13 protein-coding genes and 1 riboswitch are annotated in these 14917 nt (G+C 72.7%); of the genes, 9 read left to right on the forward strand and 4 right to left on the reverse strand.

Translation table 11 applies throughout. The features are described from left to right. Positions 1-17 precede the first annotated feature (17 nt). A complete protein-coding gene (locus OG202_RS15070) occupies positions 18-653 on the forward strand; it encodes a TetR family transcriptional regulator (protein ID WP_328222891.1) in 636 nt (211 codons plus the stop codon). Between the two features lie 345 nt (positions 654-998). Here the strand turns inward: OG202_RS15070 and OG202_RS15075 are convergent, their stop codons facing one another. The 3 genes from OG202_RS15075 to OG202_RS15085 form a co-directional block, all read right to left on the reverse strand. After that, positions 999-1865, reverse strand: a complete 867-nt coding sequence (locus OG202_RS15075) for a tetratricopeptide repeat protein (protein ID WP_327729984.1) — start codon at positions 1863-1865, stop codon at positions 999-1001. A 69-nt stretch (positions 1866-1934) separates the two neighbouring features. Continuing rightward, a complete protein-coding gene (locus tag OG202_RS15080) occupies positions 1935-2168 on the reverse strand; it encodes a ferredoxin (RefSeq protein WP_326583186.1) in 234 nt (77 codons plus the stop codon). 2 nt (positions 2169-2170) lie between these two features. Then, positions 2171-3721 (reverse strand): aldehyde dehydrogenase, encoded by a 1551-nt coding sequence (locus OG202_RS15085; protein ID WP_328222893.1) that lies wholly within the window; start codon positions 3719-3721, stop codon positions 2171-2173. 203 nt (positions 3722-3924) lie between these two features. Here OG202_RS15085 and OG202_RS15090 point away from each other — a divergent pair, with 203 nt between their 5' ends. After that, entirely contained in the window at positions 3925-4953 is a 1029-nt protein-coding gene (locus OG202_RS15090) for an MBL fold metallo-hydrolase (RefSeq protein ID WP_328222894.1), read from the forward strand. 182 nt (positions 4954-5135) lie between these two features. Here OG202_RS15090 and OG202_RS15095 read toward each other — a convergent pair whose 3' ends face one another. Further along, complete coding sequence (locus tag OG202_RS15095; protein ID WP_328222895.1) at positions 5136-6281, reverse strand: phosphotransferase family protein; 1146 nt, start codon at positions 6279-6281, stop codon at positions 5136-5138. Positions 6282-6369: 88 nt separating this feature from the next. Beyond that, positions 6370-6457: riboswitch (cobalamin riboswitch) on the forward strand. 122 nt (positions 6458-6579) lie between these two features. Here OG202_RS15095 and OG202_RS15100 point away from each other — a divergent pair. From OG202_RS15100 to OG202_RS15130, 7 genes are all read left to right on the forward strand, one after another. Next, positions 6580-8010 (forward strand): prenyltransferase/squalene oxidase repeat-containing protein, encoded by a 1431-nt coding sequence (locus tag OG202_RS15100; RefSeq protein WP_328222896.1) that lies wholly within the window; start codon positions 6580-6582, stop codon positions 8008-8010. Between the two features lie 89 nt (positions 8011-8099). Next, positions 8100-8966 (forward strand): SCO2322 family protein, encoded by an 867-nt coding sequence (locus OG202_RS15105; protein ID WP_328222897.1) that lies wholly within the window; start codon positions 8100-8102, stop codon positions 8964-8966. Between the two features lie 372 nt (positions 8967-9338). Continuing rightward, positions 9339-10514, forward strand: coding sequence for an energy-coupling factor transporter transmembrane component T (locus tag OG202_RS15110; RefSeq protein ID WP_328222898.1), 1176 nt, complete (start codon positions 9339-9341; stop codon positions 10512-10514). Next, positions 10511-12343 carry an ABC transporter ATP-binding protein gene (locus OG202_RS15115; RefSeq protein WP_328222899.1) on the forward strand — a complete coding sequence of 611 codons (1833 nt, stop codon included), beginning with the start codon at positions 10511-10513 and terminating at the stop codon, positions 12341-12343. The genes OG202_RS15110 and OG202_RS15115 overlap by 4 nt, the downstream gene beginning before the upstream one ends. Further along, entirely contained in the window at positions 12340-13149 is an 810-nt protein-coding gene (locus OG202_RS15120; RefSeq protein ID WP_326583179.1) for an ECF transporter S component, read from the forward strand. The genes OG202_RS15115 and OG202_RS15120 overlap by 4 nt, the downstream gene beginning before the upstream one ends. 311 nt (positions 13150-13460) lie before the next feature. Further along, the gene (locus OG202_RS15125) at positions 13461-13910 is read left to right on the forward strand and encodes a transglycosylase SLT domain-containing protein (protein WP_326583178.1); all 450 of its coding nucleotides are present in this window, start codon (positions 13461-13463) and stop codon (positions 13908-13910) included. A 253-nt stretch (positions 13911-14163) separates the two neighbouring features. Next, entirely contained in the window at positions 14164-14892 is a 729-nt protein-coding gene (locus OG202_RS15130) for a hypothetical protein (protein ID WP_326583177.1), read from the forward strand. Positions 14893-14917: the final 25 nt, after the last annotated feature.

Below are 14917 nucleotides of genomic sequence, written 5' to 3' on the forward strand. Positions count from 1 at the left end.
GTCACGGAACGAGACCCATGCCTGCGGAAGTCAAGGTGGAAGCCAGCACCGCGCGGGCGGACTCACCGCCCCTCACGGAGCGGCAGGAGGCCCGTCGGCGCCGCATCCTGCACGCGAGCGCCCAGCTGGCCAGCAGGGGCGGTTTCGACGCCGTACAGATGCGTGAGGTCGCCGAGTCCTCGCAGGTCGCCCTCGGCACGCTCTACCGCTACTTCCCCTCCAAGATCCACCTGCTGGTCGCCACCATGCAGGACCAGCTGGAGCACATGCACGGCACGCTCCGCAAGAAGCCCCCGACCGGGGAGACGGCCGCCGAGCGCGTGGCCGAGACCCTGATGCGCGCCTTCCGCGCCCTCCAGCGCGAGCCCCACCTCGCCGACGCCATGGTCCGCGCGCTCACCTTCGCCGACCGCAGTGTCAGCCCCGAGGTCGACCAGGTCTCCCACCAGACCACCGCGATCATCCTCGACGCCATGGGTCTGGAGAACCCGACCGCGGAGCAGCTGTCGGCGGTCCGCGTCATCGAGCACACCTGGCACTCGGCCCTGATCACCTGGCTCTCCGGCCGCGCCTCGATCGCCCAGGTGAAGATCGACATCGAGACGGTGTGCCGGCTGATCGACCTGACGACTCCGGACCGGCAAGCGATCTGACGCACCCGGACCGGCAAGCGACCTGACGACCCCGGACCGACAGAAGAACGCGGGCCCCGATCGGGGCCCGCGCACACGAAAAGACCTACGAGACGGGTTCCCTGCGCCGGCATTACCCGGATCAGGTGCTGGGGTCGCCGTCCGGCCCTGTCCTGCTGCCTTCCGGCCTCTCAGCCCGACCGTCGACGTCGGCACCGGCGGATCTGCTACCTCGCGCCCATGTCGGCTACTCCGGTCGGCTCCCTCACTCGCCTCGTAGGCTGATTTCTACGATAGAACACTCATACGGGAACACAACCCCCTGAAGGGAATTTTTTTCGCGTATCGGACAGCCGGGGGGTGCCTCTAGCCCATGACCTCCAGGCCGCTCCAGCTCCGTCCGATCGCTTTCTCCCCCGCCCACCGGTCGAGCAGACCCCGGGCCTCGTCCTCCGGGGCCGCCAGACAGACGCGCTGGGCGCCCTCGTGGGCGGTGCGGGGCTCCTTGTGGAGGGTGCCCTCGCTGCAGCAGGCGCAGTGCGTCGTCAGGCCGCTCGCGGGCTCCGCGCCGAAGTCGTGATCGGCGAACAGGGCGATGAGGGCTTCCAGGTCGGCCGGTTCGCCGGCCGCGACCGTCACCTGGAGCGTGGGCAGCTCGGACGGTTCGAAGAGGAGCAGTTCGTCGAAGACGGGGTAGGTCGAGCCGTCGACGACGCGTTCGCCGTTGGGCTGGCCGTCGTGCAGGACGATCTCACCGTAGCGGCGGCCGCCGGTCACGGGGACGTTCACCACCCGGCCGCGCGTCGGGCACAGCCGCTCGATCCACACCACCTCGCGTTGGCCGTGGGTGTCGAGGCGCACGCAGGCGTGGCCGAAGCGGCCGTCGATCTCGCCCTCACCGGCCGGGAGTTCGAGGCCGAAGCCGGTCCAGGCGTCGCGGGCGACGGCCCAGTCGCGGCGGATCGTGGCCGCTATGCCGAGGTTCCAGTACGCGGGGTCGCCCTCGCCGCGCGGTGCGCGGGCGGCGGCCTGGACGCCGAGCTCGTACGCCTTGTCCCAGTTGCGCAGGAACTTGTGGCCGAGCGCGGCGTCATACCACCACTCCGCGCTCGGCTTCTCGTCCGGGAAGTGGGCGAGCACCTGTTCGTAGAGGTCGGCGGCGCGCTGCCACTCCTCGGCCTCCCAGGCCGCGTACGCCTGGTTGATCAGCTCCTTGGCCTCGGACTTCCGCACGTTCCCCGCCCTGCTCTCCCGATCGTCGTTCCGCCGATCGTTCCTACGCCGAGCGCAGAGCGTAAACCCCTACTCCTCCGGCGGGAACACCGGCTCCCCGCTGCCCAGCAGGGCGATCGCGATCGCCTCCACCGGGCAGCCCTCGGCCGCCTTCAGGATGCGTTCGTGGGCGTCGGTGTCGGGGGCGACGGGGTGGGACTGCATCGCGGAGTCGAGGCGGAAGGCGTCCGGTGCGAGGTGGGTGCACTGGGCGGAGCCGATGCAGAGGGCGCGGTCGACCTCCACGTGCCAGCGGTCGCCCATGCCTACGCCTCCCCGGCCGCGGATCCGTCCGCCGTCCCCGCCGCCGTTCCCGCCGCCGTTCCCGCCGCCGTTCCCGTCCCTCCGGCCGCCGCGACGGGGGGCTCGTACCCGGCCGGGAGATGGATCATCTTGTGCTCCAGGTACTCGCCGTAGCCCTCGGGGCCGAACTCGCGCCCCAGGCCGGAGTTCTTGTAGCCGCCGAAGGGGCCGAACATGTCGAGGCTGAAGGTGTTGACGGAGTAGGTGCCGGTGCGGACCTGGCGGGCGATGTCGATGCCGTGCTCGTCGTCGGCGGTCCAGACGCTGCCGCTGAGACCGTAGTCGGAGTCGTTGGCGATGCGTACGGCCTCGGCCTCGTCGCCGTACGGGAGGAGGCAGATCACCGGGCCGAAGATCTCCTCGCGGGCGATGCGCATGGAGTTGTCGACGTCGCCGAAGAGGGTCGGTTCGACGTACCAGCCGCGCTCCAGACCGGCGGGACGGCCGCCGCCGGTGAGGATCTTGGCGCCCTCCTCCTGGCCGATGCGGATGTAGTCGAGGCTGCGGCGCTGCTGGCGCTGGGCGACGAGGGGGCCGAGTTCGGTGGCCGGGTCGAGGGGGTCGCCGACCTTCAGCGCGGAGGCGGCCGCCGCGAAGGCCTCGGCGAACTCGTCGTAGCGGGAGCGGGGGACGAGGATGCGGGTCTGGGCGACACAGGCCTGGCCGTTGATCATCCAGGCGAAGGGGGAGATGCCGTCGACGGCCGTCCGCGCGTCCGCGTCCGGCAGGATCACGGCCGCCGACTTGCCGCCCAGCTCCAGCGTGACGCGGGTCAGGTTGCGGGCGGCGACCTCCATGACCCGTTTGCCGGCCGCGACCGAGCCGGTGAAGGAGACCTTGTCGACGCCCGGGTGCCCGACCAGGTACTCGCTGACCTCGCGGTCGGCGGGAAGGATGGACAGTACCCCTTCGGGTAGGCCGGCCTCGGCGGCGATCTCCGCCAACAGGTAGGCGTCCAGGGGGGTTTCGGGCGACACCTTGAGGATCGCCGGGCAGCCGGAGAGGAGGGCGGGGGCGAGCTTCGCGGCGGCGGTGAACTGCGGGACGTTCCAGGGGACGATCGCCGCGACCACCCCGACCGGCTCGCGCCGGACGAGGATCTTGCCCAGCACACCGTCCCGCCGCTCCTCGTACGTGAATCCGCGCGCGGTCGTGATCGCCGCGTCCCACACCATCATCGACGCGAGCGCCTGCACCATCACGCTGGAGGTGAACGGGGTGCCGTTCTCGGAGCTGATGATCCGGGCGAACTCCTCGTGGCGTACGGCGAAGGCGTCCTTGATCCGGGTGACGACCTCGATGCGTTCGTCGAGGGTCATGCGGGGCCAGGGCCCTTCGTCGAACGCCTTCCGCGCGGCGGCCACGGCCCGGTCGACGTCCGCCCGCGAGGCGTGCGGGACGCGGCCGATGACCTCCTCCGTGTGCGGCGAGACCACCTCGATGACGTCCGTGCCCAGGGGGTCGGTCAACTCCCCGCCGATGAACAACTGTCCGTGTTCCACGAGTTCGGTCATGGCCGACTGCCTCCCGGAGCCAGTTCTCTTCGCCGGCAAGTTCTCTGACGATCCATCAGATTGATTGGGACAGGGAACTGATACCAGTTCCGGTGAGAGGAGTCCACGGAACGCACACCGATCGTCCCGACCTCCCGGTGGAACTCGTTCTAGTTATAGTGGGCGGAGCGCGGCGATCGGGGCATCGACGACAAGGGGAACGCATGACACAGGTGCACGATCACGGCGGAGGCGTACGGTCCGTCGAGGTCCCCATCCCGGACAACCCGCTCGGCCACACGCTCGTGTACGTCGTCGACACCGACCGCGGACCGGTCCTCGTCGACACCGGCTGGGACGACCCGTCCTCGTGGGACACGCTCGCGGCGGGCCTGACGGCGTGCGGTACGTCGGTCGCGGAGATCCACGGGGTCGTGATCACGCACCACCACCCCGACCACCACGGTCTGTCGGGCGCGGTGCGGGAGGCGTCCGGGGCGTGGATCGCGATGCACGCGGCGGACACGGCGATCGTCCGGCGCACCCGTGGGACCGGCCCGGACCGCTGGTTCTCCTACATGACGGACAAACTCACGGCCGCGGGCGCCCCCGAGGAACACCTCGCCTCTCTCCGCACCCCTCGCCGCCCCCGCGCCCTGCCGGGTTTCTCCCCCGCGCTCCCCGACCGGGAGATCGTCCCCGGCGAACTCCTCGGCCTCCCCGGCCGCCGCGTCCGCGCGATCTGGACGCCGGGGCACACGCCCGGCCACGTCTGCCTCCACCTGGAGGAGGCGCATCCCTCCCGACTCCCGGGCCACGGACGCCTGTTCTCCGGGGACCACCTCCTCCCCGAGATCAGTCCGCACATCGGCCTCTACGAGGACCCGGACGACGACACGGTCACCGACCCTCTCGGCGACTACCTCGACTCCCTGGAACGCGTCGGCCGTCTCGCCCCCGCCGAGGTCCTCCCGGCCCACCAGTACGCGTTCACCGACGCCGCCGCCCGCGTACGGGAGTTGCTGGCCCACCACGAGTCCCGCCTCGCCGACCTGCTCGCCCTCCTCGCCTCGCCCCTCACCCCCTGGCAACTCGCCGAACGCATGGAGTGGAACCGCCCCTGGCCCGACATTCCCTTCACCTCCCGCAACATCGCGGTCTCCGAGGCGGAGGCGCATCTACGGCGGCTGGTGAAGCTGGGTCGGGCGGAGGCGGTGGAAGGGAGCAACCCCGTTACGTATGTGGCGGTGTGAGGGGGCGTTCATCGGGACTGGCGTCCTGGGGGTGGTGACGCTGTCGCGGGCGCGTGCGGTGCGCAGGCATCCGGCCGGCCGTGCCCTCAGGCCGTCGTCGCCTCAGGCTGTCGTCGCCTCAGGCCGTCGTGCCCTCAGGCCGTCGTGCCCTCAGGCCGTCGTGCCCTCAGGCCGTCGTGCCCTCAGGCCGTCGGCCCCGGATCCGTGAGGGAACGGATCAACTCCTCCGCGACTCCCATGAGTTCCACTTCGCGCATGGTCATCGTCGGGTTGGCCGCCCGGCGTCGCCTCGCCTCGACGAGGCCCTCTTCCGTCAGGGCGGAGGGGCCGTCGTGCTGGTGGGCGAGGAGGGAGACGAGGGTGGCGCGGGCCATCTCCGCGCGGAAGTCGGCGGAGTCGACGGCGACTTGGGCGAGGATCATCGCGGAGATGCCCCAGTCAAGGCCGGGCGGCCCCTCCTCGGCGGTGCTCCAGTCGATGACCTGGGGACCCTGGGGCGTGACGATGACGTTCTCGGGGTGCAGATCCAGGTGGAGGACGCGGGTGGCCGGGGCGCGGGGCGACGTGGAGGGGGTGTCGTCGTCGCGGGGCGACACGGAGGGGGTGTCGTCGTCGCGGAGTGCGGAGGGGGCGTCGTCGTCGCGGGGCGCCGAGGTGGCGTGGCCGTCGCGGGGCGCCGAGGGGGCGTGGCCGTCGCGGGGCGGGAGGGCGTGGAGGGCGTGGAGGAGGCGGGCCAGGGTGGCGCCGGTCTGCGCCGGGTCCAGCAGGCCGGCGGCGACGGCCTCCAGCATGGTCGGGCCGGACAGCCGCTCCAGCACCATCTCCGTACGGGTCGCCGAGCGCACGCGCGGAACGGGGTAACCGTGGCTCCGCACGTACTCCATGACCTCGGCCTCGGCAGCCGCGTCACCCCAGTCGTCACGGTAACGCCGCAGCACCCAGGCCGTGGCGTGGCCGCCCGGCCGCCCGGGGCCGTCGACTCCGAGGCGGTTGCCAGGGCCTCCGGGACCGCCGGGACCGCCGACTCCGGCACGGCCGCCCGGACCTCCGGGACCGCCGGGACCGCCGACTCCGACGCGGCCGCCCGGACCTCCGGGACCGCCGGGACCGCCGACTCCGACGCGGCCGCCGGGGCCGCCGGTGACGTCGCGTCGGCCGGGTTCGGTAGGTCTGTCGGTTGCGTCACGGGCGTCCCGTACGGCGAGGGCACCGGCGGTGCCCTCGCTGGTGACGGCGACGGGCGCTTCCGTCGCGGACTCGCCTTCGTCGGCGTGGAGTTCGTACACGTCGGCCGTGCGCCCCGACCCGAGCAGTCTCCCCGTACGCATGGCGCGAACCTATCCCGGCACACAGACGGCCCTCAGCTTTTGGCTACCGACAGGTAGAGTGACCGGGTCGTCATCACGCCCGTACAGGGGGAAGCCGGTGCAAATCCGGCGCTGACCCGCAACCGTGAGCCGACCCCGGCAAGGGGGCGGCGAGTCGGACTGCCCTGTGCGGAACCGTGACCGGCTCGCATCACCGGCGGCCCGCCGGTGTACGGCACCGTCGAGGAATACGGAGCCGAGCCGCCCGGCGCTTCGCCGTGCCGCCCGGCTCCCCGTCAGGGAGAGGCAGCCGCCGATCATGAATGTCCGCCGCAGCGCAGCGGTAGTCGCCGTACTGGCCGTCACAACCGGGCTCGGTACGGGACTCGGTACGGGACTCGGTACCGGTTTCGCGCCGGTGGCCCTCGCCGATGACGCGACCTCCGCATCTCCTGACGCGACTTCCGCATCTTCTGAGGCGGCTTCCGATGCCTCCGCCGCTCCCTCCGCCTCGGCGTCGCAGGCGACCCCCACCGGTCTGTACGGCTCCACCGACCCCACGTACGACGGTGTCTGGCGGCAGTCCCTCGCCCTGCTCGCGCTGGACACCGTGGGGGAGAAGCCGGGTGCTGGGGCGGTGGAGTGGCTCGCGGGGCAGCAGTGCGCGAGCGGGGCGTTCGCGGCGTACCGGGCCGACGCCACCGCGCCGTGCGACGCCAAGACTGCCGTCGACACCAACAGCACGGCCGCCGCGGTGCAGGCGCTCGCCGCGGTCGGCGGGCGGGACGCCGAGGCCGGGCGGGCCGTGCGGTGGCTGAAGGAGAACCAGAACAAGGACGGCGGCTGGGGCTACACCGCCGTCGGGCCCAGCGACGCGAACTCGACGTCCGTCGTGATCGGCGCGCTGACCGCCGTGGGCGGCGCCCCCGAGAAGCAGGAGAGGAACGGCAACTCCCCCTACGACGCCCTCCGCGCCCTCGCCCTCCCCTGCGGGGATGGGAAGGACGGGGAGGACGGGGAGAAGAAGGGCCGGGATGGCGCGGATGGCGCGGATGGCAAGGGTGAGGGGAAGGACGCCGGCGCCTTCGCCTACCAGCCCGACAAGAAGGGTGGTCTCGCCGCGAACGCCGATGCCACGGCTGCCGCCGTGCTCGGCAGCCTGGGTGAGGGCTTCGTGGCCGAGGGAGAGAGTGCGGCGGGGACTCGGGCGGCTTTCGCCGGGGAGTGCGTCGCGGGTGACTCCCCCGAGGATCTGGCCCACAACGGGGCCGTCCACCTGGCCGGTGTCCTCGCCGCCGACGGTTACCTGAAGTCCGCGCTCGCGGGGGCGGAGGACCAGCCCGACCACGGCAACACCGCCGACGCGGTCGTCGCGCTCGCCGCCGCCGGGGATGCGGAGGCGACCGAGAAGCCGCTCGCCTGGCTGGAGAAGAACTACGGTGCCTGGGCTGCCAAGGCCGGGCCGGCCGCGTACGCCCAGCTCGTCTTCGCCGCGCATGCCTCCGGCGAGGATCCGCGCGACTTCGGCGGCGCCGACCTCGTGGCCCAGCTGAAGGACACCGGTCCGGCGCGTGACGTGGACGACTACTCCTCCGTGCCGCACGACGACGCGGCCGCCGGGGAGGAGGACGGCGACGGTCTCGGTGCGGGTGCGGGTGCGTGGTGGGCGATCGGGCTCGGGCTCGCCGCCGTCGTCGCCGTCGCTGTGGGGGTCGTCGGGGTCGTGCTGAGGAAGCGGCGGCAGGCGTGACCGGCCGCCGGAGGGCCGCCGCGCGGCGGTCGACTGCCGTGGCGACGGGCGCGATGTCGGTGGGCCCGACTTCGATGGGCCCGACTTCGATGGGCCTGACTTCGATGGGCCCGACTTCGGTGGACGCGTGGCCGTTGAGCCCGTCGGCGCCGAGTGCGATGCCGGCGGGCGCGGTGCGGTCGGCGGCGCTTCCGCTCCCGTCCGCCGCGTTGCCGTGGAGCGCGCCGTCGACGGACGCGAGGTCGTCGGTCTCGGCGCTCGCGCCCCGGCCGCGCGGTGTGTTGCTCCTGCTCTGCGGCGTCCTGCTCGTGCTGGGGAGCGTGGGGCTGGCCCATGCAGCCGCCTACCGCTACTGGTCCTTCTGGGAGCGGGACGGTTCGGCCTGGGCGTATGCCACGCAGGGGCCGTCGACCGCGCGGCCGTCCGACGGGGAGGTGCAGGGGTTCCGGTTCGCCGTCAGCCGGGACTCCGCGGATGCGGCGCGGCCGCGTGGAGCCGCCGACTTCGCCGCGATCTGCGGCGGTACGGCCGCGCGGGGCGGGGAGAAGCGGGTCGCGCTGGTCATCGACTTCGGTACGGCGGCGGACGCGCCGGCCGGTGAGACGCCTCCGGCGGCGCGTACGGCCTGTGCGCGGGTGCCGGACGACGCGACCACGGCCGAGGCGTTGGCCTCTGTCGCGAAGCCGCTCCGGTACGACACGAACGCGCTGCTCTGCGCCATCGTCGGCTATCCGGGGAAGGGGTGTGGTGAGGCGGTCGCCGTCGACGGCGGCACCGATACCGATACCGAGCCCACCGCCGACGCCCGTACCGACGCCCCGAGTTCGCCGCCCGCAGCCACCTCCGACGAGGGAGCCGAGGGAGAGGGGCCGTCCGTCGGGCTGTTCGTGGGCGTGGGGGTGGTCGCCGCGCTGGGAGCCGCGGCGGTGTGGCAGGCGCGGCGGCGCCGGGGGTAGGGCGCAATGCGGTGGTTCACAGGGCGCCCGAGGGCGGCGTCGTCCGGGGGGCGGTTCCGCGACTCGGCGGTACGAGGTGCCGTCGCGCCCACCCGTGCCGCCCCGACGGCACGACTGCCCGCACGTACGACAGCGAGAGATACCGACCCGGCGGCCCATCGGCCCGCGCCTGGGACGGAACACGAAACCGGCCCGGCGGCACAGCCCCCCGCGGCTACGACCGTGGGCGGAACCTACCCGGCGACACGTCAGCCCCCACCTGGGACCGCGCGCGACACCGCCCCGGCACCGCGACAACCCACGACCGAGACGGCCCGCGACACCGCCCCGGCGCCGCGACAGTCAACGGTCCGGGCGACCCGGAACGCCGGTGTGCACCCGCTCGCCTGGTGGCTGTGGGCGCTCGGGCTCGCCACCGCCGCGTCGCGTACCACCAACCCCCTGCTCCTCGCCCTTCTCATCGCGGTCGCCGGGTATGTCGTGGCGACGCATCGCACCGACGCCCCCTGGGCCTGCTCCTACGCCGCGTTCGTGAAGCTCGGGTTGGCGGTTCTGGTCGTTCGGCTGGGCTTCGCGGTCGTGCTGGGGTCGCCCATCCCCGGGACGTACACCCTGTTCACGCTGCCCGAAGTGCCGCTGCCCGGCTGGGCGCAGGGGATCCGGCTGGGTGGCCGGGTCACGGCGGAGGGGCTTCTGTTCGCGCTGTACGACGGGCTGCGGCTGGCCGCCCTGCTGATCTGCGTCGGTGCCGCGAACGCCCTCGCGAACCCGGCGCGGCTGCTCAAGTCGCTGCCGGGCGCCCTCTACGAGGCGGGTGTCGCCGTGGTGGTGGCGATGACGTTCGCGCCGCACCTGGTGGCGGACGTCCAGCGGTTGCGGGCGGCCCGACGGCTGCGCGGGCGGCCGGACCGGGGCGTACGTGGGCTGCTGCACGTCGGACTGCCGGTGCTGGAGGGCGCGTTGGAGCGATCGGTCGCGCTCGCCGCCGCGATGGACTCGCGCGGCTACGGCCGTACGGCACAGGTCCCCGCCCGGGTCCGCCGGACGACCGCCGCGCTCACCCTCGGCGGGCTGCTCGGCGTCTGCGCGGGAACGTACGGCGTCCTGACCGCCGAGGGCGGCACCTACGGACTCCCCGTACTGCTCACCGGGCTGGCCGCCGCGCTCACGGGCCTGCGGCTGGGCGGCCGTCGCTCACCGCGCACCCGCTACCGGCCCGACGTGTGGGGCGGGCGCGCGTGGCTGGTGGCCGGGTCCGGCGTGACCGTCGCCGTACTGCTGATCGTCCTCGCCTCGTACGACTCCGCCGCCCTCCACCCCACCGTCGTCCCCCTCACCCGGCCGGACCTCCCCCTCCGGCCCGCCGCCGCCATCCTGCTGGGCCTGCTCCCCGCGTTCGTCGTACCCGGCCCGCCGAGGCCCGCCGCCCCATCCGGCCCTCCGCCGAACACCGCCCCACCGACACCCGCCCCACCGACGCCCACTTCGGACTCCGCCCCCTCGGCGCCCACCCCGAACTCCGCCCCGCCGACGAAGGAAACCGCATGATCCGCTTCGAGGATGTCTCCGTGACGTACGACGGAGCGGCCGAACCCACCGTCCGGGGCGTCGACTTCGAGGTCCCGGAGGGCGAACTCGTGCTGCTCGTCGGCCCGTCGGGCGTCGGCAAGTCGACGGTGCTCGGGGCGGTGAGCGGGCTCGTGCCGCACTTCACCGGCGGCACCCTGCGCGGCCGGGTCACGGTGGCCGGGCGGGACACCCGTACGCACAAGCCACGTGAACTCGCCGACGTGGTCGGCACGGTGGGACAGGACCCGCTGTCCCACTTCGTGACGGACACCGTCGAGGACGAACTCGCCTACGGGATGGAGTCGTTGGGCATAGCACCGGATGTCATGCGGCGCCGGGTGGAGGAGACGCTCGACCTGCTGGGGCTCGCCGCGCTCCGCGACCGTCCCATCGCCACGCTCTCCGGCGGCCAGCAGCAGCGCGTCGCCATCGGGTCCGTCCTCACCCCGCACCCGCGCGTACTCGTCCTCGACGAGCCGACCTCCGCACTGGACCCGGCCGCCGCCGAGGAGGTCCTGGCCGTGCTCCAACGACTCGTCCACGACCTCGGCACGACCGTCCTCATGGCCGAACACCGCCTGGAACGCGTCGTCCAGTACGCCGACCAGGTCGCCCTCCTCCCGGCCCCCGGCGACCCACTGACCCTGGGCACCCCCGCCGAGATGATGGCGATCTCCCCGGTGTACCCCCCGGTGGTGGACCTGGGCCGCCTGGCGGGCTGGTCCCCCCTGCCCCTGACGGTCCGAGACGCCCGCCGCCGATCGGGACCCCTACGGGAAACCCTGGCCACGCACACTCCGGCCGCCACCCACGCCCTGAAGGGGCGCGGGGAACTGCGCGACCAGCCACGACCCACCCGCACCCCGCCCACAACCGAACCCCCCGAGCCCTCCCCGGCTCCGACACCCCCACTCCTCCGCCGCCTCTTCCGCAAACCAGCCACACCAACCACCCCTGACACTCCTCACACCCCTGACACCCCTGACACCCCCTCAACTCACGCCGCCCCGGCGGTGGTCGACGCCCTCCACGTCCACCGCGGCCAAGTCCACGCCCTCACCCACGTCACCCTCACCGTCACCCCCGGCGAGACGATCGCCCTCATGGGCCGCAACGGCGCCGGCAAGTCCACGCTCCTCTCCGCCCTCGTCGGCCTGGTGGCACCGGCGGCCGGTTCGGTGCGCGTGGGCGGGCTGACGCCCCACCGCACGGCGCCCAGGGACCTCGTACGCCGCGTGGGACTCGTACCGCAGGAACCCCGCGACCTCCTGTACACGGACACCGTCGCGGCGGAGTGCGCGGCGGCCAACCGGGACGCGGGGGCCGAGCCGGGCACCTGCCGGGCGCTCGTCTCCGAGTTGTTGCCCGGGATCGGGGACGACACGCACCCTCGCGACCTGTCGGAGGGGCAGCGGCTGGCCCTCGCGCTCGCGGTCGTCCTCACGGCCCGCCCGCCGCTGCTCCTCCTCGACGAGCCGACCCGGGGTCTCGACTACGCGGCCAAGTCCCGCCTGGTCACGACCCTGCGCGCCCTCGCCGACGAGGGCCACGCCATCATCCTGGCCACCCACGACGTGGAACTGGCCGCCGAGCTGGCCCACCGCGTGGTGATCCTCGCCGACGGCGAGGTCGTCGCGGACGGCCCCACCCCCGAGGTCGTCGTCGGCTCCCCGTCCTTCGCCCCCCAGGTGACGAAGATCCTCGCGCCGCAGCCGTGGCTGACCACGGCCCAGGTACGACGTGCTCTGCGTGCGGCGGGACGGGCACGGCCGCGGCAGGGCGCACCCACCCCGGGGGAGCAGCCATGAGCCGCCCCGTCCCCCTCTCCCCCCGCACCATCGCCGCCCTCCTCCTCGTCAGTCTCATCGGGGCCGCGGCCTTCGGCTGGCCCTTCTTCGCGGACCCCGGGTCGCAGGTGACCGCGCACGCGAAGGACGCCCCCTGGTTGTTCGCGGGACTGCTCGTGCTGCTGGTCGGGGTCGTCGGCGCGACACTTTCCGAGGCCGGGCTGGGGGCGAAGGCGGTGGCGATGCTCGGGGTGCTCGCGGCGACCGGCGCGGCGCTGCGCCCCATCGGGGCCGGGACCGCCGGAATCGAGCCGATGTTCTTCCTGATGGTGCTGAGCGGCCGTGTCCTCGGTCCCGGCTTCGGCTTCACGCTCGGCGCGGTGACGATGTTCTCGTCGGCGCTGCTCACGGGTGGGGTGGGCCCGTGGATGCCGTTCCAGATGCTGTCGATGGGCTGGTTCGCGATGGGCGCCGGACTGCTGCCGGGCGCACACCGTCTGCGCGGCCGTGCCGAACTCGCCCTGCTTGCCGTCTACGGCTTCATCGCCGCCTTCGCGTACGGCACGGTCATGAACCTCTACGGCTGGCCCTTCATCGACACGCTCGCGTCGAACATCGCCTTCGACGGGGCGGCCGGCCCGGCCACGAACCTCGCGCGTTTCGTCGCGTACTGCCTGGCCACGTCCCTCGGCTGGGACCTCGGCCGCGCGGTCGTCACCGTCGTCCTGACCCTCACCCTCGGCACCCCGGTGCTGAAGGCACTGCGCCGGGCCACCCGCAGGGCCGCGTTCGAGAGCGCGGTCACCTTCACCCCGCCCGTCCGATGACGGACAGGTGACGCCCCGTCCACCGTCCGTCGCACGAGCCGTGAACCACCCCACAGGACGCACGTCACATACGAAGCGGGCTCGTAGATCGAAGTACGTGACATGCACACGGTGTTATGTGGGCTGACCTGCGGCGTGAGAGCCACGTCACAGGAGGGGCCCCTGGCGCGCATACGACTTCCACTAGCAAAAGGGGTCATTGCGGACGGCCGCTCCGGCTGTTTCTCTGGATGAGTCGCAACGGCGCCGACGTGCCCACCCGGGCCTCGGCGCCGACGCACGCCCCCCACCACACCTCACGTGGTGAAGGCATGCCCGCGACGGCCACATCCCCGAAGAAAAGGATCCCCGTGACCATCTCCGTCCTCCGCCGCATCGCCTCCCCGAAGAAGGCCCTCGCCGGTGCCACCCTGGCCGCTGCCGCCACCGGTGCCCTGCTCGCCGCCGCGCCCGCCCAGGCCGCGTCGGACGCCTCTCAGGCCCAGGCTGTCGCGAAGAAGATGATCGCGGACTCGGCCCAGTACCAGTGCTTCTCCAACATCGTCGACCACGAGAGCGACTGGGACGTCAACGCCACGAACTCGTCCTCCGGCGCCTACGGCCTGGTCCAGGCGCTCCCCGGCGCGAAGATGGCCTCCGCCGGCTCCGACTGGAAGACCAACGCCGCCACCCAGATCAAGTGGGGCGTGGACTACATGAAGGACCGCTACGGCAGCCCCTGCGGCGCGTGGAACTTCTGGCAGGCCAACAACTGGTACTGATCAGCACTCACGCTTGATCAGCAACCGGCACAGCTTTCCCAGCCGAAGGCGGCGGCCCCCGACCCCCGGGCCGCCGCCTTCGCCGTACACGCCGCCGAGCGGCCCGGCGCCCAGAGCCGTTTCTTCGGGCACTGTCCCGGCAGGCAGTGCCCGAAGTGACAATTCCGCCTGGACCCGCGCGCCCGTAGCTTCGTCGCGACACCAAGAACAACAAGCGCACCAGTAACAACTGGTGTGACGAGGGGAATTCGCCGTGCGCAACCACAGCAACCGCATCGCCGCGACCGCGATCGCCGCAGCCGCCTCCATCGCCCTGCTCGGCGGGTCCGGCCAGGCGTTCGCCGCCGGGCAGGCCGAAGGCGTGGCCCCCAAGGCGCCCGCGAAGCTGACCGTGGCCGCCTACAAGAGCTGGCTGCAGAAGGCCCCGGGCGCCTCCGACACGCGCAAGGCGTTCGGCAAGCTGCCCTCGGCCAAGCAGAAGGCGTTCGTCGGCTATCTGCAGAACGCCAAGGTGTACAGGGCGTTCAGCGTCACCCAGCACGGCGACACCCCCGGCCTGGCCAAGCAGAAGACGGTCCGTTACAACAAGGACGTCGTCTTCACCGGCCGTACGGTCGCCGCCTCCCGCCCGGGCAAGACCACCAAGTCCATCACCCTGACGGTCACGACGACCGAGCGGATCTTCAACATCCCGGTCACCTCGGTGACCACGGAGTTGACCTACCAGACCACCAAGCAGGGCAACGTGACCGGCAAGGGCACGAAGGCGAGCCACCGGGGCGCGAACTTCAACGCCGCCTTCGCCATCAAGCCGTCCACCAGCCGCCTCTACGCCGAGGCCAACATGATGGACGGCCTCACCACCTGGACGGCCACGCCCAAGTTCAAGAGCGCCGGCACCAAGTCCCTCAAGAAGGACCAGGTCGTCACCGGCTACGGCGACCACGCCTGGTCCTCCACCCTCAGCAACCTCGCGAGCTGACGCCCTCCCCGAGGTCCGCGCCCCG

It is taken from the genome of Streptomyces sp. NBC_00310 (genome assembly GCF_036208085.1).
Taxonomy (GTDB): Bacteria; Actinomycetota; Actinomycetes; order Streptomycetales; family Streptomycetaceae; genus Streptomyces.

Coding starts and splice junctions, on each gene's coding strand:
- OG202_RS15070 (WP_328222891.1), top strand. CDS start 18: ATGCCTGCGGAAGTCAAGGTGGAAGCCAGCACCGCGCGGGCGGACTCA.
- OG202_RS15080 (WP_326583186.1), bottom strand. CDS start 2,168: ATGGGCGACCGCTGGCACGTGGAGGTCGACCGCGCCCTCTGCATCGGC.
- OG202_RS15085 (WP_328222893.1), bottom strand. CDS start 3,721: ATGACCGAACTCGTGGAACACGGACAGTTGTTCATCGGCGGGGAGTTG.
- OG202_RS15090 (WP_328222894.1), top strand. CDS start 3,925: ATGACACAGGTGCACGATCACGGCGGAGGCGTACGGTCCGTCGAGGTC.
- OG202_RS15095 (WP_328222895.1), bottom strand. CDS start 6,281: ATGCGTACGGGGAGACTGCTCGGGTCGGGGCGCACGGCCGACGTGTAC.
- OG202_RS15100 (WP_328222896.1), top strand. CDS start 6,580: ATGAATGTCCGCCGCAGCGCAGCGGTAGTCGCCGTACTGGCCGTCACA.
- OG202_RS15105 (WP_328222897.1), top strand. CDS start 8,100: ATGGGCCTGACTTCGATGGGCCCGACTTCGGTGGACGCGTGGCCGTTG.
- OG202_RS15115 (WP_328222899.1), top strand. CDS start 10,511: ATGATCCGCTTCGAGGATGTCTCCGTGACGTACGACGGAGCGGCCGAA.
- OG202_RS15120 (WP_326583179.1), top strand. CDS start 12,340: ATGAGCCGCCCCGTCCCCCTCTCCCCCCGCACCATCGCCGCCCTCCTC.
- OG202_RS15125 (WP_326583178.1), top strand. CDS start 13,461: ATGCCCGCGACGGCCACATCCCCGAAGAAAAGGATCCCCGTGACCATC.